Raw genomic sequence first — 26,478 nt, 5'->3', positions numbered from 1 at the left:
GACGACTGATAATATAAAAAATTATCAAGCAGCGAAGATGGATGACCAAGAGATAAAAGGGACCGAATCACTTTTAACAGCACCCTCTTGGACATCTAACGCGTGAAGGGAAAACCCACAATAAACAAAGGACGGTGTTATACATGCGTAAACCAATTATTGCAGGAAACTGGAAAATGAACAAAGTACTTTCTGAAGCAACTAGCTTTGTTGAAGAAGTAAAAGGAGCAGTACCATCTCCTGAAAGCGTAGAATCAGTAGTATGTGCACCTGCACTATTTTTAGATCGTTTAGTAGAAGCGACTAAAGGCACAGACTTAAAAATTGGTGCACAAAACATGCACTTTGAAGAAAACGGTGCGTTCACTGGAGAAGTGAGCCCTGTTGCTTTAGCAGACTTAGGTGTGAACTATGTCATTTTAGGACACTCTGAGCGTCGTGAAATGTTTGCTGAAACGGACGAAACAGTAAACCAAAAAACAATTTCTGCATTCAAACACGGTTTAACACCAATCGTGTGCTGCGGTGAAACAAATGAAGAGTACGAACAAGATCAAACAAAAACAGTTGTAGCTAATCAAGTACAAAAAGCATTAGCTGGTCTAACTGATGAGCAAGTAAAACAAACAGTTATCGCATATGAGCCAATCTGGGCAATCGGTACAGGTAAATCTTCAACTGCTGAAGGTGCAAACGAAGTTTGTGCATACATCCGTAGCGTTGTTGCAGAACAATTCTCTCAAGATGTTGCAGATGCTGTACGTATTCAATACGGCGGTAGCGTAAAACCTGCTAATATTAAAGAATATATGTCTCAATCAGACATTGACGGAGCTTTAGTAGGTGGAGCAAGCTTAGAAGCAGATTCTTTCTTACAGCTTTTGGAGGCTGGTAAGTAATGAGTAAAAAGCCAGTAGCATTAATCATCTTAGATGGTTTTGCATTACGCGATGAAGATAAAGGTAATGCGGTAACACATGCAAAAAAACCAAACTTCGACCGTTTCTGGAACGAGTATCCTCATGCTACACTTGAGGCGTCTGGAGAAGCTGTAGGCTTACCAGAAGGCCAAATGGGTAACTCTGAAGTAGGTCACTTAAACATCGGCGCAGGCCGAATTGTGTACCAAAGCTTAACTCGTGTAAACGTAGCAATTCGTGAAGGCGAGTTTGAACAAAACGAAACGCTTCTAGCAGCTGTAAAGCACGCAAAAGAAAAGGGTACAAATCTTCATCTTTTCGGGCTTTTATCTGATGGCGGTGTACACAGTCATATCGAACATCTATATGCATTATTGCGTCTAGCTAAGAGTGAAGGCTTAGAAAAAGTCTACATTCATGGCTTCTTAGATGGTCGTGACGTAGCACCTCAATCTGCTGAAACGTATTTAAAAGAACTTAATGAAAAAATTGAAGAGTATGGCGTTGGTGAAATTGCAACAATTTCAGGACGTTACTACTCAATGGACCGCGACAAACGCTGGGAGCGCGTAGAGAAATCATACCGCGCAATGGTGTACGGCGAAGGTCCATCATATACAAGCGCTGAAGAGTGCGTAAAAGATTCGTATGAAAATGGAATCTATGACGAATTCGTTTTACCTTCTGTTATTACAAAAGAAGACGGATCGCCAGTTGCGACAATTCAAGACGAAGATGCAGTTATTTTCTACAACTTCCGTCCGGATCGCGCAATTCAAATTTCAAATACGTTCGCAAACGAAGATTTCCGTTCATTTGATCGTGGTGAAAAACATCCGAAAAACTTACATTTTGTATGTTTAACTCACTTCAGCGAAACAGTTGACGGATATGTAGCCTTTAAGCCAATTAACTTGGATAACACGCTTGGTGAAGTATTATCTCAAAATAACTTAAAGCAGCTTCGTATTGCCGAGACAGAAAAATATCCTCACGTAACGTTCTTTATGAGCGGTGGACGTGAAGCAGAGTTTCCTGGTGAAACACGTATCTTAATCGATTCACCAAAAGTAGCAACATATGACTTGAAACCTGAGATGAGTGCTTATGAAGTGACGGACGCGTTGCTTGCAGAAATCGAAGGCGATAAGCAAGACGCTATTTTATTAAACTTTGCAAATCCTGATATGGTAGGCCATTCAGGTATGTTAGAACCAACGGTAAAAGCAATTGAAACAGTAGATGAGTGCTTAGGCAAAATTGTAGATGCAATTTTAGCTAAAGGCGGTACAGCAATCATCACAGCAGACCATGGTAATGCTGATGAAGTGATTACGCTTGAAGGTAATCCAATGACGGCTCATACAACGAATCCTGTTCCAGTAATCGTAACCAAACAAGGCTTAGAGCTTCGTGAAGACGGTATTCTAGGAGATCTAGCTCCTACGATGCTTACTCTTCTAGATGTAGCACAGCCAAAAGAAATGACAGGTAAAACATTAATTAAATAATTAATTATAAAGGAGAGTTTTAAAATGCCAGCAATTCTTGACATTTATGCACGCGAAGTATTAGATTCTCGCGGTAACCCAACAGTTGAAGTTGAAGTATATACTGAATCAGGCGCTTTCGGACGCGCTTTAGTACCAAGTGGTGCTTCTACTGGTGAATACGAAGCAGTAGAATTACGCGATGGTGACAAATCTCGCTACCTAGGTAAAGGTGTATTAAAAGCAGTAGAAAACGTAAACGAAATTATCGCTCCTGAATTAGTAGGTATGGACGTAACTGATCAAATCGGTATCGACCGACTTATGATCGAGTTAGACGGTACTGAAAACAAAGGTAAATTAGGTGCCAATGCTATTCTTGGTGTATCTATGGCAGTAGCTCACGCAGCAGCTGATTTCGTAGGTCTTCCATTATACCGTTACCTTGGTGGATTCAACGCTAAGCAATTACCAACTCCAATGATGAACATCATCAACGGTGGTTCTCATGCTGATAACAACGTTGACTTCCAAGAATTCATGATCTTACCTGTAGGAGCTCCTACATTCAAAGAAGCAATCCGTATGGGTGCTGAAGTATTCCACGCGTTAAAATCTGTTTTATCTGCTAAAGGCTTAAACACAGCTGTAGGTGACGAAGGTGGTTTCGCTCCTAACTTAGGTTCTAACCGTGAAGCATTAGAAGTAATCGTAGAAGCAATCACAAAAGCTGGTTACGAAGCTGGTAAAGACATCCAATTAGGTATGGACGTAGCTTCTTCTGAGTTCTTCAACAAAGAAACTGGTAAATATGATTTAGCAGGCGAAGGCCGTACAGGCGTAACTTCTGCTGAAATGGTAGATTTCTACGAGCAGTTAGTTAACGAATTCCCAATCGTTTCAATCGAAGACGGTTTAGACGAAAATGACTGGGATGGTCACAAGCTATTAACTGAGCGCATTGGCGGAAAAGTACAGCTTGTTGGTGACGATCTATTCGTAACAAACACGAAAAAACTTGCTCAAGGTATCGAACAAGGCGTAGGTAACTCTATCCTTATCAAAGTTAACCAAATCGGTACATTAACTGAAACGTTCGAAGCTATCGAAATGGCTAAACGTGCTGGTTACACAGCAGTAGTTTCTCACCGTTCTGGTGAAACTGAAGATGCAACAATCGCTGATATCGCTGTTGCAACAAACGCTGGTCAAATCAAAACTGGTTCTATGAGCCGTACAGATCGTATTGCGAAATACAACCAATTACTACGCATCGAAGACGAGCTAGGTGTTCTAGCTGTATACGATGGCGCTAAATCTTTCTACAACTTAAAAAAATAAGTTGAAAGTATAAAAAACGGATGACGATTGTCATCCGTTTTTTTACGTTAAAATCCGTTGTATTTCACTGCCATTACTTGTACGAGAGGGTTTTTTATGATAAATTAACGTTAGCGTAGTGCGCGTACTTTATCCCCGGTAATGCCAATCAGAAGGGATGAAGAAACCCCGCTGATTGACTATTACTTGGTGTAGGAGGTGTGTCTTAGTGCATACATTGCTGATTACTTTGCTAGTGATTGTTTCAATTGCTTTGATTGTTGTGGTCGTTTTACAATCAAGTAAAACTACTGGATTATCTGGAGCTATTTCCGGTGGAGCTGAAACGTTATTTGGGAAACAAAAAGCACGTGGAATTGACTTAGTTTTACACCGTTTGACAGTAGTGTTATCTATCTTATTCTTTGTGTTAACACTTGCTGTATCTTATTTCAAACTTTAATATGTTACTGGATAGACTGCCACCTAATGCATATGTACTTGGTGTATACCAACTTATGTATTAGGTGGTTTTTTAATGGGCGTGTTGAATACTTTAATTTCATTTTTAAGTAATGATATAATATAGCTTTAGAAAAAAGTACTAAATATAGTATAAAAGCGTAAAAGTTGATGGCTACATCTCTTGTTATGTGATGACCGTCACATAAATACATGTTTTTTTCTATTAGGACTGCAGATATTATAACTAAAAGGAGTTAAATGATATATGAAAATTGCACAACCAAAGCCATTTACATTTGAAGGCGGCGAAAAAGCTGTTTTATTACTTCATGGTTTTACCGGAAATTCTGCTGATGTTCGTATGTTAGGTCGTTTTTTAGAAAAAAAAGGATACACATGCCACGCACCTCATTACAAAGGACATGGCGTAGCGCCTGAAGAACTTGTTCATACTGGTCCAAAAGATTGGTGGAAAGATGTCATGGACGGCTATGAGTTTTTGAAAAGCAAAGGTCATGAAAGTATTGCCGCTGTAGGTCTTTCACTAGGTGGCGTATTTTCACTGAAATTAGGTTACACTGTACCTATAAAGGGTATTGTGCCTATGTGCGCCCCTATGTATATAAAGAGTGAAGAAGTCATGTATGAAGGTGTTTTAGCGTATGCACGCGAATATAAAAAGCGTGAAGGTAAATCGTCTGAACAGATTGAACAAGAAATGGAAGAGTTCAAGCAAACACCAATGAACACATTAAAGTCTTTACAGGAATTAATCGCTGAAGTGCGAAATTCAGTTGATATGATTTATGCACCGACATTTGTTGTACAAGGTCGTCATGATCATATGATTAATACAGACAGCGCCAATATTATTTATAATAGCGTCGAGTCTCCTACAAAAGATATAAAATGGTACGAAGAATCTGGTCATACCATTACCTTTGATAAAGAGCGTGATCAGCTTCACGAGGATGTATATGCATTTTTGGAATCACTTGATTGGTGATAGAGATAATACGAATAAAGAAAAAGGAGGGACATGATGTGAAAGAAGAAAATCAGCCCTATATAAATGAAATATTGGATTTTATGAAAAGGGATAATTACAAACCTTTGACTGTCCAAGAGCTTGCAAAAGAATTTAATACTGAGGATGCAGAGTCATTCAAAGAGTTTGTGAAGGCACTTGTTATTATGGAAGAGAAGGGTTTAATTATCCGAGCAAGAAACGATCGCTACGGGCTGCCGGAACAAATGAATTTTGTCAAAGGGAAAGTAAGCGGACATGCAAAAGGGTTTGCGTTCGTAGTTCCTGAAGAAAAAGATGCGGGTGATGTATTTATTCCCCCTACTGAAACAAACAATGCTATGCACGGAGATATTGTGCTTGCAAGAGTGTCATCAGAATCATCAGGTGCTCGTCGTGAAGGAACCATTGTAAAAATCTTAGAACGAGGTACCCAGCAAATTGTAGGTACGTATACGCAAAGCAAAAATTTTGGCTTTGTGATTGCGGATGACAAAAAAATTGCAGGTGATATTTTTATTCCCAAAGCAGCAAGAAACGGTGCGGTTGAAGGTCATAAAGTAGTAGTAGAACTGACAACCTATCCGGAAGGCCGCATGAATGCAGAAGGAAAAGTTGTTCAAATTCTTGGACATAAAAACGATCCGGGGATCGATATCATTTCTGTTATCCATAAGCACGGTCTTCCTCAAGAATTTCCTGCTGATGCTTTAACACAAGCAATTGATACACCTGAAACGATTGACGAAAAAGATATTGGCAACCGCCGCGATCTTCGTGATCAAGTTATTGTAACCATTGACGGAGCAGATGCAAAAGATTTGGATGACGCCGTAACGGTTACAGAGCTTGAAAATGGAAACTACAAATTAGGCGTCCATATTGCAGATGTAAGTCACTACGTTAAAGAAGGTTCTCCGATTGATGTAGAAGCAGCAGAGCGCGGAACAAGCGTCTATTTAGTAGACCGAGTTATTCCGATGATTCCTCACCGTTTATCTAATGGAATTTGCTCATTAAATCCAAAAGTTAACCGTTTTACGCTTTCTTGTGAGATGGAAATCGATCCACAGGGTGAAGTAGTGAAACATGAGATTTTTGAAAGTGTCATCAAAACGACAGAACGAATGACGTATTCAGACGTTAACAAAATCTTAGTGGATAAAGATGAAGAAGTGTTAGAACGCTACGAGCCAATCGTTCCGATGTTTGAGCGTATGGAAAAGCTGGCAGCTATTCTTCGTAAAAAGAGAATGGATCGCGGGGCCATTGATTTTGATTTCAAAGAAGCAAAAGTATTAGTAGATGATGATGGCCATCCTCACGATGTTATTTTGCGTGAACGTTCGGTTGCTGAAAAGCTAATCGAAGAATTTATGCTAGCGGCGAATGAAACAGTAGCAGAACATTTTCACTGGATGAACGTACCGTTCATTTATCGTATTCATGAAGATCCAGATGCAGAGAAGCTTACTCGTTTCTTAGAGTTCATTACAAACTTTGGTTACACGGTGAAAGGAACAGGAAACGATATTCATCCGCGTGCGCTACAGGATATTTTAGAAGAAGTAAAAGGCACGCCTGAAGAGATGGTTATTTCAACTGTTATGCTTCGTTCGATGAAACAAGCGAAATATGAAGCAGAAAGTTTAGGCCACTTTGGTTTATCAGCTGAGTTCTATACGCATTTTACGTCTCCAATCCGTCGTTATCCGGATTTAATCGTTCATCGTCTCATTCGCACGTATTTAATTGAAGGAAAAACAGATCAGCAAACGCAAGAAAAATGGCGCGAGCTTCTGCCTGATGTTGCTGAGCATTCTTCTAATATGGAACGTCGTTCAGTTGACGCTGAGCGGGAAACGGACGATATGAAAAAAGCTGAGTTTATGGCTGATAAAGTTGGGGAAGTATTTAATGGTATTATTAGCTCTGTTACTAACTTTGGAATGTTCGTGGAGCTAGAAAATACGATTGAAGGTTTAGTTCACGTCAGTGACTTAACAGATGACTATTATCGTTACGACGAACGTCACTATGCGATGATTGGAGAAAAAACGGGCAATGTCTTCCGAATTGGAGACGAAATTGAAGTGAAAGTGGCCGATGTGAATAAAGACGAGCGTTCGGTTGACTTTATTATTGTAGGAATGAAAGAAAGTCGCAAACGCTTATCTAAAGACCGTCCTAAAGTGATTAAAGCAAAACAAAAGTCACGAAAAGATGATAAAGGAAAAGGTCGCGAGGGCAGCCGAAGCAAAAATGAAGAGTGGTCTACTCAAAAGCCAAAGAAGAAAAAGAAAAAGAGATTCTTCGAGGGTGCCCCAAATGTTAAGCGCAAAAAGAAAAAGCGTAAATAATCGAAATCGACAGCAGTGAAGCAGAAGGGTATTCCTTCTGCTTCAAAACAGCTCCATTAAACGTTTTAGTTGTTGTTTAGATTTCCATACAGTAAAATGATACATAATATCATACATATACGTAAGTACGGCTGAAGGGAAGGAACGTTTTATGCCAAAAGGTGAAGGGAAATTAATTGCACAAAACAAAAAAGCCCGCCACGACTTTTTTATTGAAGAAACATATGAGACGGGTATTGTTCTACAAGGAACGGAAATTAAATCAATTCGTAATGGGCGTGTAAATTTAAAGGACTCTTTTGCTCGTGTGCAAAACGGAGAAGTATTTCTACACAATATGCACGTTAGTCCTTACGAACAAGGAAATCGATACAATCATGAGCCGTTGCGTACACGAAAGCTATTGCTGCATAAGCGTGAAATCAGCAAGCTAATTGGCTATTCAAAAGAAACGGGTTATTCATTAGTTCCTTTAAAAGTTTATTTAAAAAATGGATACGCAAAGGTTTTACTAGGGCTTGGTAAGGGTAAAAAGAAATATGACAAGCGTGAAGACTTAAAGCAAAAAGAAGCGAAGCGCGATATCGAACGAGCATTTCGTGATCGTCAAAAGATGTAACGTTACAAAATCTTACAATTGCAAAATGCTCATTTTGTGATATAATAAGTATTGTTATCAGTTAGATTTCATTTTGCACACTGAAGTCGCTATCTGATGTAAGATTTTTTCTTACACATTCCGACTCCCTTTTATATGGGGACGTTACGGATTCGACAGGGGTAGTTCGAGCTTAGGTTGCGAGTCGAGGAGATGGCCTCGTTAAAACATCAACGCCAATAATAACTGGCAAATCTAACAATAACTTCGCTTTAGCTGCATAATAGTAGCTTAGCGGTTCCTCCCTCCATCGCCCATGTGGTAGGGTAAGGGACTCACTTTAAGTGGGCTACGCCGGAGTTCGCCGTCTGAGGACGAAGGAAGAGAATAATCAGACTAGCGACTGGGACGCCTGTTGGTAGGCAGAACAGCTCGCGAATGATCAATATGCCAACTACACTCGTAGACGCTTAAGTGGCGATATTTCTGGACGTGGGTTCGACTCCCACCGTCTCCACCAATACATATTGTATGGTGGCTTACCTTACTTATAACAGGAGTTAATCAAATGTATGCTCTTCATTTGATTAGCTCCTTTTTAATTTATAATTTATGTAAAATTGAAAAAAGCAGGAAAGAAATAAAAAGATGCCTGTTACACAAAGAGGCATCCTTTTATTTTTGTTTAAGCTGAACAAAAAGCAGCATGAGAAAGGAAAGAAAGACGATTGAAATAACCCATAGCCAAGCGAGATTCATGTTTCCAGAGTCAATCGCTACGTAGATAGCGGTAGGCACAGTTTGAGTTTCACCTGGAATATTGCCGGCAAACATCAAAGTGGCTCCAAACTCTCCGAGTGCTCTTGCCAGACTTAGCACTCCTCCTGTTACGATGGCTTTAGAAGCTAAAGGGATAGAAATAAAGAAAAAGACTTTCCATTCGCTTGCACCATCTACTCGAGCTGCGTCTTCAATTTCGTAATCAACGCCTTGAAAGCCTGTTTTGGCAGATTGATACATAAGCGGAAACGCAACGACAACGGAGGCAATAACAGCTGCCCACCATGTGAAAATAACGGGTTGTTGAAAGACCCATTCAATTGCCCGGCCGAGCAGGCTGTGTTTCCCGAATAGGACAATCAATAAAAATCCAACAACGGACGGAGGGAGCACCAACGGGAGCATTAACGCCGTTTCAATCATCACTTTTCCCTTAAAGTGTTTCCTGGATAACAGTTTTCCTATAACAGTGCCTAAAATAATAACGACAAATCCTGCTACTAACGCAATTTTAAGCGATAGCTGAAGAGGAGATAAAAATTCTTGAATCATAGCGGCCTCAATTTGCAGTGAAACCGTATTTCTTTAAAGTGTCAAGAGCCGTCTTACTTTGTAAAAATTGATAAAAAGCTTTTGCTTCTTGTGGATGTTTCGAATCCTTAATAACGCCTACAGGATATACAATTGGTTTGTGAGTGCTATTATCTGCAGTAGCGACAATCTTCACCTTTTTTGAAATCAAGGCATCGGTTTTATAAACCACCCCAGCTTCAACGTTTCCTGTCTCTACATAGGAAAGCACCTGGCGTACGTCTTTCGCATAGACGGTTTTTGGCTCAATGTTTTTCCAGAGGTTCATGTGTTCAAAAGTCTCCTTCGCATACTGTCCGGCAGGAACGGATTCTGGTATTCCAAGTGCAATTTTTTGAACAGTCGGCTTTGATAGATCTTCAAAATTTGTGATAGCAGACGTATTATTCTTTGGCACGATAAGCACAAGGTCATTGCCAACCAAGTCAGCACCATTCTCTTTGGAGATAGCTCCTGCTTTTACTAGTGCATCAAACTTGTCTTCCGCTGCTGAAAAAAATAAATCAACAGGTGCGCCGTTTGTAACTTGCTGTTGCAGCGAGCCTGAAGCTCCAAAATTAAATTTCAAGTCTATATTTGGATGCTTTTTTTCATATTGCTTTTGAATATCAGTGAGCGCATCTTTTAAGCTGGCCGCAGCGGATATCGTTAAGCTGATGTTTTTGTGCTGAGCTGCGGATTGATCGGTATTTGTTTCGTTCGAACAAGCAGCAGTAAACATAATTAAAAATAATAGTGCGAATAAGGGTTTAAAGTATTGTTGCATCGTGTCACCTCAGTTAGTTGTAGTAAAGCAATTTAGTATAACTATATCACGTTCATTTTAAATTTGACTTCCTAAAAAGAAAACAGCGACTTGAAAGGGGAAAGCTTTCAAGTCGCTGCTTCATTTATTCTTCCAACGCTTTGCCCATTCCTTTTAAAAAGTGAAGCCCAAATCCAATTGCACGATTGACATCTGGATCGTTTAGCGCTTTTATAAGAGCTAATGCACTTACTTTTTTTCCGGTTTTTACATATTCATTCGCTTCGTTCATACCAGCTGTTGCGCTATTTACAAGTTTAGCAGTTACCTCTGGATCTGCCTTCATCAAACCGCTGCTTGCACCCATAAGAGTATTAATTAAATTGGTTACCGGTTCTCTGGAAATTTGATGAAGCGCAATTTTTGAGATTTTTTCTTTCGCTTGAATCATTGAATCAGCAGCTTCAAGAACACCCATGTCGTTAAGTTCGCCAACAATACCGAGAATACGGTTCAATGCTTCTTCATTATCTGCCAGCAGAGAAGTTAAATCTTCTAATTTTTGTTGTTTTTCTTCTTCCTCGCTTAGAAGAGGTTTCTTAATTTCTGTAATAGGTTGTGCCATCTTTTCTCCTCCTATTTACTTGTTAAATGGACGTAGCCAGGACGGTTCCATTTACGCTGAACCTCGACCCCATTTTGAGGATGACGTTTTTTGTTACGCGGATTTGTAGACGGTAAAGGCGTTTCTCCACCTTTACTTAATACTTCCATCCGTACTTTTGTTTGTTTGTAAGCCGGCGTATTTGTTCGTTGGTCGACTGCAGGTCCGGTCAAGAAGTTAATAGCCGAATCTTTATGAACAGAGTGCATTGGAAGATACAGCTCATTTGCTTTTACTCGCTCTGTAATTAATGCCTGTACTTTTACTGCTCCAAACGGTGAGATTAATCTGACAAGCGAACCTTCTTCAATTTCACGCTCCTTGGCAAGCTGAGGTGAAATTTCTACAAATACTTCCGGTACTTTTGATTGGATGCCGCTCGATTTATTGGTCATATTCCCTTCATGAAAATGTTCTAACATTCTTCCATTATTAATGTGTAGATCATATTCTTCTGGGAATTCGGCAGGAAGTACCCAATGTGATAAAGCAAAGCGCGCTTTTTTATCTGGGAAATTAAACCCATCGACGTAAAGTAACGGCGTGCTTTTTCCCTCTAAGCTCCCCCATAAGAAGCTATTCCAGCCTTCAAGATTTTCGTAGCTGGCTTGGCTGAATAAAGGTGATAGACTAGCCATTTCTGCAAAGATATCACCAGGATGTGTATACGTCCAGTTCGCACCTAAGCGGTTGGCAATCTCTTGAACAATCCACCAATCCGGCTTTGAATCACCGAGCGTTGGTAATGCTTGATACAATCTTTGGACACGTCGCTCCGTATTGGTAAATGTTCCGTCTTTTTCAAGAGAAGGAACAGCAGGAAGTACAACATCAGCATATTGAGCCGTTCTCGAAAGGAAAATGTCTTGGACGACAAAAAAATCTAAATTTGATAATATTTCGTGTACATGGTTAGCATTTGAATCAACAAGAGCCATATCTTCTCCGACAAGGTACATGGCCTTCATTTTTCCTTCATCAATTGAATGCAGCATTTGAATATTATCAAGCCCTGGCTTATCTTTAATTTTTACACCGTATGCTTTTTCAAATTTCGCTCGGGCGACTGAGTCTGTGACGTGCTGATAGCCTGGAAGCCAAGCAGGAAGAGTTCCCATATCACATGCTCCTTGGACGTTATTGTGGCCTCGGAGCGGATAAGCGCCCGCTCCAGGGCGTCGATAGTTTCCAGTAGCAAGCAACAGGTTTGAGATAGCCGCTGATGTATCAGAGCCTCCCGTATTTTGCGTTACGCCCATGCCCCACAGCACACAGGTTCCATCGGCGTCTCGAATCATTTCAGCTATTTGAATGAGCGTTGCTGCTGGAATACCCGTAATTTGTTCAGCATATTCAAGCGTGTACTTTTCAAGCAAAGAGTGAAAGTCTTCAAAATAGTTGACGTTTTCTTGGATGAATTTTTCATTGTGCCATCCTTGGTCAATCATGTATTTTGTTACAGCCATTAGCCATACTTGGTCCGTACCTTGTTTTGGACTGATGAAAATGTCAGAGCGTTCAGCCATTTCGTTTTTGCGCAAATCTGCGACGATTAGTTTTTGGTCATGAAGCTTGTGCGCGCGTTTGATGCGAGTTGCTAATACAGGATGACCTTCAGCAGGGTTAGCTCCAACGATGATAACCAGTCCAGCTTTTGCGATGTCTTTTATCGTGCCGGCATCGCCTCCCATTCCCACTGTTCGAAATAATCCATCAGTTGCAGGAGACTGACAGTAGCGAGAGCAGTTGTCTACGTCATTTGTTTCAAACATTTGGCGAGCCAGCTTTTGAATAACATAGTTTTCTTCGTTTGTAATCTTAGAAGAAGAAATAAAACCAACTGATCCATGTCCATACTGCTGATTAATAGAGCTTAACCTGCTTGCTACTAAGTCGAGGGCTTCTTCCCATGACGACTCTACAAATGCACCATTTTTTCGGATTAAAGGCTTAGTAATACGTTTTTCAGAGTTTACAAAATCCCAGCCGAATTTTCCTTTTACACAGGTTGAAATGGCATTTGCGGGAGCATCAGAGCTAGGCTGAACTTTAAGGATTTCACGGCCTTTTGTCCATACTTCAAATGAACATCCAACTCCGCAAAATGTACAGACAGTTTTTGTTTTTTTTGTGCGTGTTTCGCGCATAGCGGCTTCCACTTCTGAAACAGCAAAAATTCCGCTGTATCCAGGTTCTACTTCTTTAACTAAATCAATCATTGGATTTAAAACGTCTTTTGGAAGCCCAGTCATAAATCCAGCTTCTCCAAGCATGGATTTTTCCATCAAGGCATTACAAGGGCATACGGTTACACATTGACCGCAGCTCACACAAGAAGATTCATTGATTGCTACACCGTCATCCCAGAGAACGCGGGGACGTTTTGCTTCCCAGTCGATAGAGAGTGTTTCATTAACTTGAAGATTTTGACAAACCTCTACGCATTGGCCACAAGCGATGCATTGATTAGGGTCATAACGGTAGAACGGATGAGACATATCGACTTCATTCTCTGAGGCCTTTGGCGTATAGGGGTATTTTTGATGTTCAATCTCCATCATTTCGGCTGTGTTATGTAATTTACAGTTTCCGTTGTTATTGTCGCAAACGGTGCAGTATAGCAAATGATTTTCTAATAAACGATCCATTGCTTCCGTCTGTGCCGCTTTTGCGGGTGCTGATTGTAATTCAATCTTCATGCCGTTTTCAGCTTTTGTAGAACAAGAACGAACTAACTCGCCATTCATTTCAACGATACATGTGTCACAAGTTTGAATAGGATCCACTTCAGGAACATAACAAATCTGAGGGTGCTCAATGCTTTGCTGATTAATAATTTCGAGTATGGTAGAGCCTGAAGCTGCCTTGTATTCGTTACCATTTATATGAACAGTGATGATTTCACGACTCATTTGTTTTCCTCCTTTATATAAAAACAAAAAACCACCATGAATACACACGCCTAATTAAATAAGGGAAGTGCAATCATGGTGGAATAGTTTACTAGCAGGTCTTACTAATATGCCAATCCGGCCCATTTATATCGTTAAGAAAAAGTGATAGAGTAATAACAATTCATTATTATTATTCCATCTCGGTTATTTATAATTATATCGCTACGTTTTTAAATGCACAACTTTTTTAAATACCCAACTCTCTTCAAAAGTTTTGCTGCAAAGATTTTAGGCTTTTATTTTTTGAAGTGTTGATTTATGATAAAAAAACTGTAGGAATAAAATGCACAATTTAATTTTAATCGGTGGGAGAGCGTTGATTATGTCAAAAACTATTCATGAATTTAATGATATTATTCGGAAGCTTCGAAAAGATTTATTTGGAAAAGGACCGGAAAGAATACATACGGTTTTTGTTGAAAATATGGCTGTCTCAACACTGTATGGAAATTTAACTCCGACAGAAACATTTATTGCAAGCACTGCTGAAGGATGTGACATGGTTCATCTAGCTCGAACAAAAATGATCCAAGATGTATATGCATCGAATCCGCCGGAAGGGTTAGAAGAATTGGTAGGAGCAAAGTTGGTTAATTTATTTTCAGATATGAAAATAAAAGAAAATATAGCGGTTTCCGTATTCGTTTTTGATAAAAACATTATTTAAAAAAGGAGACATCACATGAACTCGACCGTTAAGAAGCGTACAGTTCTTAGATTTAAAAATGGTCAAATGGAAAGCGTGGAAGATAAAATTGTAACGGAGTTTCCTGTGACTGTGAAAATTAATGAAGAAGAGTTTGTCACGATGGTATGTAGCCCACAATACATTGAAGATATGGTAATTGGCTATTTAGCATCTGAAGGGGTTATCCGAGCATACACAGACATTAAAAACATATGGGTTCAAGAAAAAGAAGGGTATGTTCATGTTACAATAGATAAATTAAACCCGTATTTTCAAAACCTTCAAAATAAACGATATATCACGTCTTGCTGCGGGGCGAGCAGACAAGGGTTTGTCTTTATAAATGATGCACTGACTGCTAAAAAAATGAACGATATATCGGTAGAACTTTCAATTAAGGATTGTTTTCAATTGATGAATAAGCTGCAGCAATCTGCTGCTACGTTTCAAGAAACGGGTGGCGTTCATAACGCTGCTATTTGTGATAAAAATGGCTTTATGCTTAGCAGAATGGACATTGGTAGGCATAATGCTCTAGATAAACTATACGGGTATTGCTTAAAACACCATATTTCAATTAGAGATAAAGTAGTCGTTTTCAGCGGCCGTATTTCTTCAGAAATTTTGTTGAAAGTAGCGAAGATCGGGTGTGAAGTGGTTCTTTCAAAATCCGCCCCGACTGAACTTGCTTTAAATCTAGCAGAAGAATTGGGAATTACAACGGTAGGGTTTATTCGAAATGATTCGTTGAATATTTATACATGCCCGGAAAGAATTTTAAGAGAGAGTTAATCTGCTGTGGAGAAGCTGACAGCTAGAGAGAGGAGAGATGAGGCAGATGTCATACGCTATAGTTGATACTTTAAAGCGTCCTTTACGAGACTTGCGTTTATCAGTAACAGATCGCTGTAACTTTCGCTGTCGATATTGTATGCCTGAAGAAATTTTTGGGGCAGACTATCCATTTTTACCTGCCGAAAACATTCTTTCGTTTGATGAATTAGAGAGACTCACTAGATTATTCGCATCGCTAGGAGTAAAAAAAGTGCGTATAACGGGAGGAGAGCCGCTGCTAAGAAAAGGCTTGCCAGATCTAATCAATCGTCTGAAGCAAATTGAGGGTATAGATGATATTGCCATAACAACAAACGGCTCACTGTTAAAGAAGCATGTAGAAGCCTTATCAAAAGCGGGATTATCAAGAGTAACCGTTAGCTTAGACTCGCTTGATGAAGTGAGATTTCAAGAGTTGAATGGAAACCGAGGAAGCGTAAAACGAGTATTAGAAGGAATAGAAGCAGCAGCTCTTGCGGGGATTTCAGTCAAAATAAACATGGTTGTCCAAAAAGGCAAGAATGAGCAGGATATTCTTCCGATGGCCCACTATTTTAAAGACAAAAAACATACGCTGCGTTTTATTGAATATATGGATGTTGGAAATTCAAACGGATGGAAAATGGATGAGGTTATAACAAAGAAACAAATTCTTGATATAGTTGGACAAGAAATGCCTCTTGAAGAAATTACACCTCATTATACGGGAGAAGTAGCCACCAGGTATCGATACGTCGGGACAGAAGAGGAAATTGGTATCATTTCATCTGTCACAGATTCATTCTGTTCCACTTGTTCACGCGCAAGAGTATCGGCTGAAGGAAAGCTCTATACCTGTTTGTTCGCGTCAAAAGGATATGACCTCCGCACACTGATACGGTCAGAAGCCTCTGATCATACTGTTTGTGACACCATTTCTGATATCTGGAATCATCGGAAAGATCGTTACTCAGACGAACGAGCTAATGGAAGACAGGTCCAAGGCGCTGAAAAAGTGGAAATGTCTCATATTGGTGGATAATTCAAAGAAGCTTTATACTTCCCAATCACTGCGATGATTCACATTTATAAAAGTGGGATCTTCTGCTGAAAAAGGCACGCGAAGGACGTTTGTCTGATTCAACAATTGCGTAAGCCTTCTTTCACCTTGTGTAACGAGTTGTTCAATAAGAGGAAGCGTTCTACGGTGATAGAGTGCTAGAAGCGGGTGAATGTGATCAGGCTGAACAGGAAGAACAATGTCAGGTGAGTCCGTTTGGGTCAGTGTGATCATGTGATGAACAAACTCAGCATTAATAAAAGGAATATCGCAAGAAAGAATAAAGAACCATTCAGCGCAGCAATCGATCGCAGTTAAAGCGTGATGAATTGCATACAAAGGACCTTGATACGGGCATTTTTCAACTGCAAATGCAACATCCTTTCTTTGAAAATAAGGGAGTAAATCTTGGTTGGTAGACACAAGTATAGGTGTGACGTGATTTTCTTTTAATGCATCTATACTATATTCGTAAAATGATTTCTTGTTATAGGTTTCAAACATTTTTGGTTTACCGTAGCGAGAAGATTTTCCTCCTGCTAATACAATGCCTGCAATGGACATTTATTAAATACCTCCATCAAAATATATTTGTATATTTATGCAAAAAAGTCTCTGTAAAGCAGCGTAGCTTTATGTGTATAATAGCATGTTTCTAAAGAAATATCTTTGACGAAGGAATAGATAGTGAAGTCAGAGATTGAATGAGAAAGGGAGAGAAAAGAGTGACAGAACGTTATTCACGTCAGCAGCTTTTCCAGCCCATTGGAAACAAAGGGCAGCAGCAAATTAGAAGTAAGCATGTTTTAGTTGTAGGTGCAGGGGCTCTAGGCAGCGCTAGCGCAGAAGCCCTCGTGCGTGCTGGAATTGGAAAATTGACTCTTGTAGATCGTGATTATGTAGAATGGAGTAATCTACAGCGTCAGCAGCTTTATACAGAACAAGATGCGCAAAACAAACTACCTAAAGCTGTAGCAGCAAAAAATCGTTTGCGTCAAATAAACACGGAAGTGAAGATTGAAGCGCTGGTGATGGATGCTCAGCCTGCTAATTTAGAAAGTATCGTCCAAACAGCCGATGTGATCATCGATGCGACAGACAACTTCGACATCCGTTTTATTTTAAATGATTTGTCACATAAGTATGAAGTTCCTTGGATATACGGCTCATGTGTAGGGAGTTATGGCGCCACTTATACTGTTATCCCAAATGTAACCCCTTGTCTGCACTGCATATTGAAAAAAGTGCCTGTCGGAGGAGCAACCTGTGAGACAGCAGGAATTATTAGTCCCGCTGTTCAAATTGTGGCAGCCTATCAAATAACCGAAGCATTAAAAATTTTAGTCGAAGATGTTGAAGCTTTGCGCCACACATTTCTAACCTTTGATGCCTGGAATAATCAGCATGCTGAATTTAAGACGGGCAAAATGAAAAGTGATAAATGTTCTTCTTGCGGATCAACCCAAACTTATCCGTACTTAGCGTATGAAAATCAGCTTAAAACAGACGTTCTGTGCGGCAGAGAGACGGTTCAAATCAGGCCCTCGCAGCGCCATTTGTACAACTTCGATGAATTGGAAAAACGGTTAAAAAAACAGGGGAAAGTGGACCGCAATCCATATCTTCTGTCATGTCAGCTTCCAGAGCAGCGCTTTGTAATTTTTCAAGATGGCCGTGTATTTATTCATGGAACGAATGATATTCAATTTGCGAGAAGCTTATATTATCGTTTACTAGGATGAGTAAAGGAGTGAAAAGAATGAGAGAAAAGCGAACTCCTATCCCTGTCGGAGAATGCGTTGGACGAGTGATGCAGTATGCAAAAAACAGAAAGCAAGAAATCATTGCGCTTGAAGAAGCTCACGGCAGATTTTTAGCTGAAGATTTAATAGCAGATCATGACATTCCTGCTTTTGATCGTTCTCCATATGATGGTTTTGCCATTCGGTCGCAAGATACGAAAGAGGCATCATCACTTCATCCAGTAGAACTGGCTGTTCGAGGAGAAATAGGAGCGGGTTCTATTTTTGAACATACAGTCAGCGCGATGCAGGCTGTGCGTATTATGACAGGAGCTCCTATTCCCAAAGGCTGCGATGCGGTTGCCATGCTTGAAGTAACAAAAGAATATACGAAAGACAATCAGCCGATCGTTCAAATCAAGCGTTCGTTTAACAGCGGAGATAACATTTCTTTTCAAGGAGAAGAAACAACAAAAGGAACTGTGTTAGCTTCGAAAGGAACGTATATCACTCCGGGAGTAGCTGCTCTTTTAGCCACATTTGGCTATAGTAACGTAGCTGTCTTCAAAAAACCTGTAGTTGGATTACTTGCAACTGGAAGTGAACTAGTGGAAGTGAGTGATCCTGTTGAACGGGGCAAAATTCGTAATAGCAATACTCATATGCTGCGTGCGCAAATTGAAAAAGCTGGAGGCGAAGTGAACTATTTTGGTATCATGCCCGATGATTTAAGTGAGTGCTACAATGCGGTAAAATCTGCACTATCAGAAGTGGACATGCTGATTACAACGGGCGGCGTTTCAGTAGGAGACTATGATTATCTACCAGATGTTTATAAGCAATTACAAGCCGAAGTTCTTTTTAATAAAATAGCGATGAGGCCAGGCAGTGTAACAACGGTTGCTCGTATGGAAGAAAAGCTTTTATTTGGCCTCTCGGGAAATCCTACAGCGTGCTATGTCGGTTTTGAACTTCTGGCTCGTCCGGTAATCAGTACATATGCGGGTAAGAGCGCCCCTCATCTTCGGAAAGAAAAAGCTTTGTTAGGAAAAGACTTTTTAAAGCCAAATCCTTTTATGCGATTTGTATCTGGCAGGCTTTCATACAGGGAAGGACAGCTCATTGCTTCTCCATTAAGCTTTACAAAATCTAGTGCTGTTTCTTCTTTAGCTCATGCAGATACATTAATTATATTTCCTGGAGGGACGAGAGGATACAAAGAAGGAATGCTGGTTGACGTCTTATTGCTAGATGACGTGCGGGGAAGTGAATGGCCTTGGTAGCTTGTTGTACCGTTTTACAAGTAGTTGGATTTCAAAACAGCGGAAAAACTACTTTAGTGGAAAAGCTCATTAAAAGAGCGAAGCAATTCAATCTATGTGTAGGTTCTATTAAGCATCATGGACACGGCGGACCTCCAGATAGCAGCAGTGAGCTAAAAGACAGTCATCGCCACCAGCAAGCAGGTGCCGATGTGGCAGGTGTAGAGGGAGGTGGAATCCTTCAGCTTACGGCAGCTAGTAAAGACTGGAGCCTAAAAAAGCTGATTGATTTTTATCAATTTTTCTCGCCAGATGTCATTTTTGTTGAAGGATATAAAAAAGAATCCTATCCAAAAGCAGTCTTGATTCGAAGTGAAGAAGATCTTGTTCTGCTTTCCTCTCTAACCAATATTATATGCGTGATTAGTCACGTTCCGCTAAAAAAAGAAGTGCAGGGAGCATATCCAATATTTCACTTACAAGAAGACGAACTTTATCTTAATTTTTTATTGAAAGAAGTGGGGGAAAGAAGATGAACCAGCACTTATTTGAAGTAGTAAATCAGCCAATTGCCGTAGATGAAATAATTAAAAAAGTTTCTAGAAGAGACGCGGGAGCTATTACGACATTTATTGGAACGGTAAGAGAATTTACAAAAGGCAAGAAGACGCTCTCTCTTGAATATCAAGCCTATGTGCCAATGGCAGTGAAAATGCTTAGCCAAATTGGTGACGAAATTCAGGAAAAGTGGCCCGATGCGTTGACAGCTATTACTCATCGAATCGGGAAGCTTGATATAACAGAAGTCGCAGTAGTTATTGCCGTTTCTTCTCCGCATCGCAAAACAGCTTATGAAGCAAACGAGTATGCTATTGAACGTATTAAGCAAATTGTGCCAATTTGGAAAAAGGAATTTTGGGAAGACGGAACAAAATGGATTGGAGATCAGTTAGAAACGAAAGAATATCCTGAAGGAAAGCCAATGAAGGAGATGTGAAAATGATTAACGTCTTATTTTTTGCTGCTATACGTGAAGAGGCTGGAGTGGAACAAGTAACAGTTGATAAGCAAGATATAACAGTGAAGGAATTAAAGGAATATGTGCAAAAAACGTATAAGTTGTCCTCTCTGAAGCAAACGATGACCGCAGTCAACGAAGAGTTTGTAACAGATGAAGAAACCATTGGAACGGGAGATACCGTCGCATTTATTCCGCCCGTTAGTGGAGGATAAAAAAAGGTGCTGAATACACAGCACCTTTTTTTATTATCTAAATTGAGCTACTTTTTCGATTGGTAAACGTACAGACGGGTAACCGCTATTTGCTGCTTTGCCGATTGAAAGTAACATAACCGGCGCATAGCGCTCTTTGTCTAAACCGAATGCTTCGGCAATTTGATCTTTTTCATAACCGCCAATAGCGTTTGTATCATAACCGTGAGCACGTGCAGCAAGCATTAACTGCATAGATACTAAACCGCCGTCAATTAATACTGTTTCTTTATTTAATTCTTCAGAAGCAGCTGCGTAGTGCGCTTTAATTTTAGGAATTTGCATATCTCTAATTTCTTGTGGCATATAGCCTAGTTCAACAGCTTTATCGTAAATTTCATCTAAATTTTCTTCACTTTTTAAATCGCCGAAAATCGCAATAACAGCTGCTGATGTTTCTACTTGTGATTGATTAAATTTAGCAAGCGGAGCTAATGTTGCCTTTCCTTCAGGGCTATCAATTACTAGAAAGCGCCAAGGCTGTGCATTAACAGAAGATGGAGCTAGCGTCGCTTCTGTTAAAATTTCTTTCATTTCTTCACGGCTGATTTTGACAGATGGGTCGTAATAACGAATAGATCTGCGCCCTGTAATAATATCTTGGAAATCATTGTTTAGTGTTTTTGTTTGCGTCATGATGAACTCTCCTTTATGTTAAAAATGTTATGACCGTTCAATGGCCGAAATGTTTACTTTTAAACGCTCAAGCATTTTGGAAAGCAGCAGCTGTTCTTCTTCGCTGAAATCTTTAAATGCTTCATCAATAAAGCGAGCTTTTTCGTTTCGAAATGCACCGATTTTTTCATGTCCGCTTTTCGTAAGCTTTACAAATGTTACGCGGTTGTCATCAGGGTTTTTACGGCGTGATACAACATCTCTTTCTTCGAGCTGCTTTAAATGCCTTGTAATTGCAGCATTGTCAATGTTTACTTGCTGTTGAAGCGCCTTTTGACTCATTTCACCTGTTTCATAAAGCTGATGTAAAATATCAAGACGTGATTGGCTAACACCGGTACAATGCTCAAACTTTTGATTAATTTGTTTATTAACTTCTTGCAGAGCATACAGAACATTTGCTTTTTCAGAACATGAATGTGACAAGAAAGTCGCTCCCTTTTTCTATGATATTTATTGATGAATTAATATTTGATACATCAATGTTTGATACATCAACTAATATAAAATAAATAAAAGTGAAAGTCAAGAAAGTGAACTTTGTTTTTTAAAAATAATAAAAAAAGAGGCTGAGACGTAACGAAATGAATCCCATTCAAAGGTGAACAATCTGGATATGTAATCTGGACTGCTTGCTCGACCGCAGTTGATTTCCGTGCAAGGCTTCGCTTTCCGCGAGCGGCCGCTGAGCCTCCTCGTCGCTTGCGCTCCTGCGGGGGTCTCACCTGTTCCACTGTTCCCGCAAGAGTCTTCGCCTTGCCCTCCAATCAACTGCTGGAAGGAACGAAACAGATAAAATCTACGTTCACCATAACAAAAAAAACGAACCACTAATCAAACTGTTTGATTAGTAATTCGTTTTTCATTTCAGCTAAACTATTTTTGCCTCAGCCTCTTTAAGCTGAATGATTTTTTTTGCTAATTTGTTCATGCGTATAGGAAGATAGAAACGGAATACGCTTGATAATCAAATCGTGAATCCAGAATAATCGCTGAATAAGAGGAGTTGTTTTAGCTGAAACGTATATAATAAAGCATCCGATAGCTCCCGCAATCACCATGCCTCCAAGTACATCTGCTGGATAGTGAACGCCTACGTAAATACGTGAAAGGCCAGAAATGACAGCCCATATAAAAATGATGCTTCTCCATTTGTTTTTTCGTAACCACATGATCCAAGCAGCAGAAAAGACTAAAATCGAATGATCACTCACAAAAGATGAATTAGCCGGGTGCGGAATCAGCTTATGAACGTGATGAGTCACAAACGGACGTGGGTGGTAATACACCAGGTGAATGACCTCATTGATACATAGAGAAAGTACAATTGTAAACAACATGTATAAAGCCGTATAACGGTGATAAATTGTTCTTTCTGTTTTTCCGCTAAACCAAAGCAAAAGCAAACAAGCCATTATAAAATAAGGAACGCTATTCGTGATGATAATCATTACAGAATCCATTGCGCTGGATTCACCAGCAAACGAATTAATCCATTGAAATACTTCGTAATTGAGGTTCATTTGTTTTCTCCTTATGCAGTACTTTTCACTCTTAGTTTAGATTGACACTCTAAAAAAACGATGAATTTCACATTAAAAATCAATTAAAATCCGAAATTTAAGGGCATTTAATGATATAAAAAGGAGAGGAAGAAACTGCTTTTAGAATAGGAGATGAAACAGTTGAAAAAGGTTTTATTTTTACCTCTTCTAAAAATGCCTTCTGGCCATCATCAAGTGGCAGAGGCGTTAATGGATATATTGGAAAGAAGAACAACAAATATTTGTTATAAAAAAATAGATTTATTAAGCTATACAAACGAACTATTAGAAAAAGTGGTCACAGGCACATATTTGAAATGGATTCGTTATGCTCCAGAAACGTACAATATGGCATACAAACATCTCTTTTATGAACCGCCTGTTCATTCATTCAAATGGTATCATCACGTATTCGCAAAAAAAATGGAGCACTTAGTTAAAGAAGAAAATCCGGATTTAATTATATGCACACATGGGTTTCCTTCTTATTTGCTCAGTCAATTAAAAGCAAAAGGCAAGTGCGATGTACCTATTATAAATGTCTACACGGATTTCTTTATTAATAATTTATGGGGAAAAGAAGAGATTGATTTTCACTTTCTCCCTAGTGAAGAAGTAAAAAAAGGACTTCGTGCTCAAAGTGAAATTCCACTTCAAAATATGATGGTCACAGGAATACCGGTACATGAAGAAATAACAAAAACAAGAACATTTAAGCATCCTGGTAATCGAAATATTTTAATTGCTGGAGGCAGCAGCGGTTTAGGCAATATTATGGATTTCTACAATGATTTAAAAGATGCGAGCCATTTTCATTACTTTGTCTTATGCGGCAAAAATCAAAAGTTATATGAAGAAATCAAGGGATGGGAATTACAGCACGTTACACCGATTCCGTACATTTCATCACGCACAGAAATGAATGAACTGTATGAACAAGTGGATGCTATTGTAACAAAGCCAGGTGGTATCACGGTCAGTGAAGCTCTTCGCAAGAATTTACCGATTTTTGTTCATTCTGCTTTACCAGGTCAAGAAGAAGTGAATTTACGCTATTTAACAGAACGAAACTTAGTTCAAGAACTAAAGGCAGATCAATCGTTAGAAAGTCAGCTGCAGGCAGTGCTGCAGGATGCTGATAAAATGAGCACATTATATAACGCGATTGCTGCTTACCATAAAGAAATCGAAGCACAAACGCCTGAAGAACTTTTAGCAGTAGTCAATTGGATTTTAGGCGAAAAGCAAACGATTGGTCTTCATGCGTAAAACATTCATGTTTACAAACAATAAGGATAAGCTAAAAGACAAGTATGTTGAAAAAGTAGGGTTTAGATAAAAAAACAAACATCTTTTGAAAAAGGTGTTGTTTTTTTATCTAAAGAAGCTATTCTTTCACTTAAGACATGTGGTGAGAGGTGTATAACATGAAAGAGAAAATTTTAATTGTGGAAGATGAAGCGCAAATTGCGAAAGTGTTAAAGATTGAATTGGAATTTGAAGATTATGAAGTAGATGTTGAGTACGACGGGAAAGCGGGGTTAGAGACGGCAACATCCGCTCAATATGACCTCATTTTGCTAGACGTGATGCTTCCAAGTCTGAGTGGTATTGAGGTGTTAAGAAGACTTCGGAAAGCGGAAGTATTTACGCCAGTTATTTTATTAACTGCCAGAAATACGACGCTGGATAAGGTAATGGGCTTAGACCAAGGGGCTAATGATTATGTTACAAAACCGTTTGAAATTGAAGAACTGTTAGCACGGGTTCGCTCTTGTATTCGCTATCGTTCGCTCGTAGAAGCATCAGGAACGAAAGAAGCTGAAGCGGAGCTCTTAACGATAAGTGATTTGACCATTAATCTTGAAACAAGGGAAGTCCTAAGAGACAATGAATCCATTACGTTGACACCGAAAGAGTATGATTTAGTCGTGTATTTGCTTACGAATAAAAATAAAATTGTCACGAGAGAAGGAATTCTCACAAACGTTTGGGGCTATGAATATGAAGGAGAAACGAACGTAATTGATGTATATATTCGCCACTTAAGAAAAAAAGTAGATGAAGGTTTTTCTACTTCTCTCATTCATACGGTGCGGGGCGTAGGATATATGATGAAAGAGGAGAAACATGAAGATCACGACGAAGATTAATTTACTGACAACAGCATGGCTAGTGGTTATTTTATTAATCATGAACATCGTTGTTTTTTTCTCCTTTACTAAATCTACCGTGAATATGGAACAGGACATTTTATTCGAAAAAGCACGCGAGATTATTCAAAAAGGTCAGCAAGATCATTCCGTGGAGCTCTCGCCGGAGTTACTAAAATTTTATTTGACCAACCATTCATTTATCCGAACAGTCTCAGAAAATTCTACGGTCATTAACCAGGTATCAAATGACCCTCATCTGGTGAAAATTAAGCCCGAATTTTCAAAGAAAAAAAAGGTGAAACTTCGCAAAATCAGAGAAAAGCAAGTATTGGTTATTCGCATGCCTGTCAAAGTCAATAATCAAGTCGTTGAAACGCTTGAGATTGGTGAGCTCCTGACTGGTTTTGAAACCCGTAAAGATATTTTGCTATCAATTTTGATTTTTTGTTCGCTTGTGTCCATTTTACTGTCTCTTTTAGGAGGAAGATGGTTATCACGCGTCATTATGCATCCTATTAAAAATATGGTCACAACGATGAAAGAGATCGAAGAGAGCGGTGTTCCTAAAAAAGTCCTCATTCAAACCGAAACGAGAGATGAACTGCAGGGGATGACCGTTACCTTTAATCATATGATTGACCGCTTACGAGAAAATATTGAAAAGCAAAATCAGTTTGTTTCCGATGCTTCTCATGAATTAAAAACCCCTCTAACCGTTATTCGCAGTTATTCTAATTTATTAAGAAGAAGAGGGATTAAAAATGAAGAAATTACGCTCGATGCGATCGACACTATCTATGCCGAAGCAACCAAAATGCAAAAAATGATTGAAACGCTGCTTGATCTGGCAAGTGTGGAAAAAGAACAAACGCTTGATCTGAAGCAAACAGATCTTGTTCTTATTTTTGAACAAATCGTTAAGCAGCTGCAGCAGGTATACAAAAGAGAATTAGTTCTTCATTATGATCAAACGCCCATTATGATTGAAGTGGATGAACTAAAAATGAAGCAAGTATTGATTATTTTGCTTGATAATGCAATTAAATACAGTACGGATAAAATTGAAGTGACCGTTGAAAAAAAGCAGGAAGATGTCATTATCAAAGTAAAAGACTATGGAATTGGCATTCCAAAAGAAGATCTTGCACATATTTTTGAACGTTTCTATCGAGTCGATAAAGCCAGAAGCAGAGCTACGGGAGGAACGGGGCTTGGACTGTCGATTGCACAAACTATTGTCCGTCAGCATAAAGGCGAGATTTTTATTAAAAGTGAAGAAGAACAAGGGACGGAAGTTGTGATTCACCTTCCCGTTTCATCTACAAACTGAGAAAGCCGCCGTTAGGCGGCTT

General features: G+C 39.4%; 27 protein-coding genes and 1 other RNA gene. 19 read left to right on the top strand and 9 right to left on the bottom strand.

The annotated features are described in order from the left end of the window. Window positions 1–143 precede the first annotated feature (143 nt). From tpiA to ssrA, 8 genes are all read left to right on the top strand, one after another. Window positions 144–899, top strand: a complete 756-nt coding sequence (gene tpiA, locus AC0KUU_RS22055; protein WP_043977318.1) for a triose-phosphate isomerase — start codon at window positions 144–146, stop codon at window positions 897–899. Beyond that, window positions 899–2,431 carry a 2,3-bisphosphoglycerate-independent phosphoglycerate mutase gene (gene gpmI / locus AC0KUU_RS22050; RefSeq protein WP_043977316.1) on the top strand — a complete coding sequence of 511 codons (1,533 nt, stop codon included), beginning with the start codon at window positions 899–901 and terminating at the stop codon, window positions 2,429–2,431. Before tpiA ends, gpmI begins: the two co-directional genes overlap by 1 nt. 24 nt (window positions 2,432–2,455) lie before the next feature. Further along, window positions 2,456–3,751 carry a phosphopyruvate hydratase gene (gene eno / locus AC0KUU_RS22045; RefSeq protein WP_013059698.1) on the top strand — a complete coding sequence of 432 codons (1,296 nt, stop codon included), beginning with the start codon at window positions 2,456–2,458 and terminating at the stop codon, window positions 3,749–3,751. A gap of 208 nt (window positions 3,752–3,959) precedes the next feature. Continuing rightward, a complete protein-coding gene (secG, locus tag AC0KUU_RS22040; protein ID WP_013059697.1) occupies window positions 3,960–4,193 on the top strand; it encodes a preprotein translocase subunit SecG in 234 nt (77 codons plus the stop codon). A gap of 267 nt (window positions 4,194–4,460) precedes the next feature. After that, window positions 4,461–5,201, top strand: coding sequence for an alpha/beta hydrolase (locus AC0KUU_RS22035; RefSeq protein ID WP_013059696.1), 741 nt, complete (start codon window positions 4,461–4,463; stop codon window positions 5,199–5,201). A gap of 38 nt (window positions 5,202–5,239) precedes the next feature. Next, complete coding sequence (gene rnr, locus AC0KUU_RS22030) at window positions 5,240–7,582, top strand: ribonuclease R (RefSeq protein WP_013059695.1); 2,343 nt, start codon at window positions 5,240–5,242, stop codon at window positions 7,580–7,582. Window positions 7,583–7,733: 151 nt separating this feature from the next. After that, on the top strand, window positions 7,734–8,201 hold the full coding sequence (smpB, locus tag AC0KUU_RS22025; RefSeq protein WP_034648422.1) for an SsrA-binding protein SmpB: 468 nt from the start codon (window positions 7,734–7,736) through the stop codon (window positions 8,199–8,201). Window positions 8,202–8,338: 137 nt separating this feature from the next. Next, window positions 8,339–8,700: a transfer-messenger RNA gene (gene ssrA, locus AC0KUU_RS22020) on the top strand. 155 nt (window positions 8,701–8,855) lie between these two features. Here ssrA and modB read toward each other — a convergent pair. From modB to fdhF, 4 genes are all read right to left on the bottom strand, one after another. Beyond that, a complete protein-coding gene (gene modB, locus AC0KUU_RS22015) occupies window positions 8,856–9,512 on the bottom strand; it encodes a molybdate ABC transporter permease subunit (protein ID WP_043977308.1) in 657 nt (218 codons plus the stop codon). Window positions 9,513–9,519: 7 nt separating this feature from the next. Then, entirely contained in the window at window positions 9,520–10,317 is a 798-nt protein-coding gene (modA, locus tag AC0KUU_RS22010) for a molybdate ABC transporter substrate-binding protein (protein ID WP_034648423.1), read from the bottom strand. Window positions 10,318–10,441: 124 nt separating this feature from the next. Further along, window positions 10,442–10,921: a helical membrane plugin domain-containing protein gene (locus AC0KUU_RS22005; protein WP_013085382.1), complete on the bottom strand. Its 480-nt coding sequence runs from the start codon at window positions 10,919–10,921 to the stop codon at window positions 10,442–10,444. Window positions 10,922–10,932: 11 nt separating this feature from the next. Further along, on the bottom strand, window positions 10,933–13,872 hold the full coding sequence (gene fdhF, locus AC0KUU_RS22000; protein ID WP_097824878.1) for a formate dehydrogenase subunit alpha: 2,940 nt from the start codon (window positions 13,870–13,872) through the stop codon (window positions 10,933–10,935). 364 nt (window positions 13,873–14,236) lie between these two features. Between fdhF and AC0KUU_RS21995 the strand changes: the two genes are divergently transcribed. The 3 genes from AC0KUU_RS21995 to moaA all read left to right on the top strand — a co-directional run bounded on the left by AC0KUU_RS21995 (window position 14,237) and on the right by moaA (window position 16,457). Next, a complete protein-coding gene (locus AC0KUU_RS21995; RefSeq protein WP_013085380.1) occupies window positions 14,237–14,581 on the top strand; it encodes a Na-translocating system protein MpsC family protein in 345 nt (114 codons plus the stop codon). 66 nt (window positions 14,582–14,647) lie between these two features. Beyond that, complete coding sequence (fdhD, locus tag AC0KUU_RS21990; protein WP_370506938.1) at window positions 14,648–15,394, top strand: formate dehydrogenase accessory sulfurtransferase FdhD; 747 nt, start codon at window positions 14,648–14,650, stop codon at window positions 15,392–15,394. Window positions 15,395–15,440: 46 nt separating this feature from the next. Beyond that, complete coding sequence (moaA, locus tag AC0KUU_RS21985; RefSeq protein ID WP_098967033.1) at window positions 15,441–16,457, top strand: GTP 3',8-cyclase MoaA; 1,017 nt, start codon at window positions 15,441–15,443, stop codon at window positions 16,455–16,457. A 12-nt stretch (window positions 16,458–16,469) separates the two neighbouring features. Here moaA and mobA read toward each other — a convergent pair whose 3' ends face one another. Then, a complete protein-coding gene (mobA, locus tag AC0KUU_RS21980; protein WP_098333930.1) occupies window positions 16,470–17,039 on the bottom strand; it encodes a molybdenum cofactor guanylyltransferase in 570 nt (189 codons plus the stop codon). A gap of 161 nt (window positions 17,040–17,200) precedes the next feature. On the opposite strand from mobA, the gene AC0KUU_RS21975 reads away from it, so the two are divergent. The 5 genes from AC0KUU_RS21975 to moaD are packed head-to-tail and all read left to right on the top strand — an operon-like array spanning window position 17,201 to window position 20,712. Beyond that, window positions 17,201–18,217 carry a molybdopterin-synthase adenylyltransferase MoeB gene (locus AC0KUU_RS21975; protein ID WP_043977293.1) on the top strand — a complete coding sequence of 339 codons (1,017 nt, stop codon included), beginning with the start codon at window positions 17,201–17,203 and terminating at the stop codon, window positions 18,215–18,217. Window positions 18,218–18,234: 17 nt separating this feature from the next. Next, a complete protein-coding gene (locus AC0KUU_RS21970; RefSeq protein ID WP_322552533.1) occupies window positions 18,235–19,500 on the top strand; it encodes a molybdopterin molybdotransferase MoeA in 1,266 nt (421 codons plus the stop codon). Beyond that, complete coding sequence (mobB, locus tag AC0KUU_RS21965; RefSeq protein ID WP_237075057.1) at window positions 19,488–20,015, top strand: molybdopterin-guanine dinucleotide biosynthesis protein B; 528 nt, start codon at window positions 19,488–19,490, stop codon at window positions 20,013–20,015. The genes AC0KUU_RS21970 and mobB overlap by 13 nt, the downstream gene beginning before the upstream one ends. Next, entirely contained in the window at window positions 20,012–20,476 is a 465-nt protein-coding gene (locus AC0KUU_RS21960) for a molybdenum cofactor biosynthesis protein MoaE (protein WP_013059682.1), read from the top strand. Before mobB ends, AC0KUU_RS21960 begins: the two co-directional genes overlap by 4 nt. 2 nt (window positions 20,477–20,478) lie before the next feature. Then, window positions 20,479–20,712, top strand: a complete 234-nt coding sequence (gene moaD, locus AC0KUU_RS21955; RefSeq protein WP_013085372.1) for a molybdopterin converting factor subunit 1 — start codon at window positions 20,479–20,481, stop codon at window positions 20,710–20,712. Window positions 20,713–20,745: 33 nt separating this feature from the next. Here the strand turns inward: moaD and AC0KUU_RS21950 are convergent, their stop codons facing one another. The 4 genes from AC0KUU_RS21950 to AC0KUU_RS21935 all read right to left on the bottom strand — a co-directional run bounded on the left by AC0KUU_RS21950 (window position 20,746) and on the right by AC0KUU_RS21935 (window position 22,949). Next, complete coding sequence (locus AC0KUU_RS21950; protein ID WP_013059680.1) at window positions 20,746–21,387, bottom strand: nitroreductase family protein; 642 nt, start codon at window positions 21,385–21,387, stop codon at window positions 20,746–20,748. A 27-nt stretch (window positions 21,388–21,414) separates the two neighbouring features. Next, entirely contained in the window at window positions 21,415–21,852 is a 438-nt protein-coding gene (locus AC0KUU_RS21945; RefSeq protein WP_013085370.1) for a MarR family winged helix-turn-helix transcriptional regulator, read from the bottom strand. Between the two features lie 68 nt (window positions 21,853–21,920). Continuing rightward, window positions 21,921–22,160, bottom strand: coding sequence for a hypothetical protein (locus AC0KUU_RS21940; RefSeq protein WP_372482337.1), 240 nt, complete (start codon window positions 22,158–22,160; stop codon window positions 21,921–21,923). 162 nt (window positions 22,161–22,322) lie between these two features. After that, a complete protein-coding gene (locus tag AC0KUU_RS21935) occupies window positions 22,323–22,949 on the bottom strand; it encodes an undecaprenyl-diphosphatase (RefSeq protein WP_043977288.1) in 627 nt (208 codons plus the stop codon). A gap of 162 nt (window positions 22,950–23,111) precedes the next feature. Here AC0KUU_RS21935 and AC0KUU_RS21930 point away from each other — a divergent pair, with 162 nt between their 5' ends. From AC0KUU_RS21930 to AC0KUU_RS21920, 3 genes are all read left to right on the top strand, one after another. Then, a complete protein-coding gene (locus tag AC0KUU_RS21930) occupies window positions 23,112–24,239 on the top strand; it encodes an MGDG synthase family glycosyltransferase (RefSeq protein ID WP_034648446.1) in 1,128 nt (375 codons plus the stop codon). 158 nt (window positions 24,240–24,397) lie between these two features. Further along, window positions 24,398–25,123 (top strand): response regulator transcription factor, encoded by a 726-nt coding sequence (locus tag AC0KUU_RS21925; protein ID WP_162215074.1) that lies wholly within the window; start codon window positions 24,398–24,400, stop codon window positions 25,121–25,123. Beyond that, window positions 25,101–26,456, top strand: coding sequence for a sensor histidine kinase (locus AC0KUU_RS21920; protein ID WP_097824871.1), 1,356 nt, complete (start codon window positions 25,101–25,103; stop codon window positions 26,454–26,456). Before AC0KUU_RS21925 ends, AC0KUU_RS21920 begins: the two co-directional genes overlap by 23 nt. The last annotated feature ends 22 nt before the right edge of the window (window positions 26,457–26,478 follow it).

The organism is Priestia sp. ST2 (assembly GCF_055810735.1).
The sequence above is the reverse complement of the archived record's forward strand: the minus strand, read 5'-3'. Positions and strand labels throughout refer to the sequence as shown.